This window comes from Acidobacteriota bacterium (genome assembly GCA_028874215.1).
Classification (GTDB): Bacteria; Acidobacteriota; UBA6911; order RPQK01; family JAJDTT01; genus JAJDTT01.
This window is the reverse complement of the sequence record JAPPLF010000075.1, coordinates 1-475: the sequence shown is the minus strand read 5'-3', so window position 1 is coordinate 475 and position 475 is coordinate 1. Positions and strand designations below refer to the sequence as shown.

The following is a 475-nucleotide window of genomic DNA, read 5'->3' as shown; positions in this document are numbered from 1 at the left end:
CTCCGTGAGTCCCCTGCGGAGGCTGGCGGGGGGCTGCGCCCCCTCTGACCCCCGGGACAAACCCCGCTCCGGCGGCGTTCGCGGTTGGGGGATCCAAGGGTCCCCCAAGTCGGCCGGTCGCCGGATGTTCTCCCGCCGCCCGCCGATCAACGCCATCGGCTTCGCGGCCGAGTCCGCGGAGTGACCGGCGAGCGGCGTGGTGGGCGTTGCCACCGCTTCGGCGCCGGTCCCCCCGGCCTCCGGGACGGACTTCGTCCGTTCCTCCCGCCGGGGTCGAGTCCCTCCCCACCCCGGACGGCAGGAGGAAGAAATTCCTGACCGCCCTCACGGGAGTGGCATTGGTCGTCTCGGCCTCGACGAGCCTTCCCGCACGGGACTGATGGCTGGGAGCGACCCCCGAGGGAGGGTGTCCGGGATGTGTACATCCCAACCCTCCCCGATGCCCGCACTGGGCATCGAAACAGGGGGGTCGCTC

The 475-nt window shown here is 72.4% G+C and carries 1 protein-coding gene; it reads left to right on the top strand.

Going from position 1 to position 475, the window contains the following annotated elements; all coding sequences use genetic code 11:
* A partial coding sequence (locus tag OXT71_14965; GenBank protein MDE2927694.1) for a hypothetical protein occupies window positions 1-184 on the top strand: 184 nt, incomplete at its 5' end.
* Window positions 185-475: the final 291 nt, after the last annotated feature.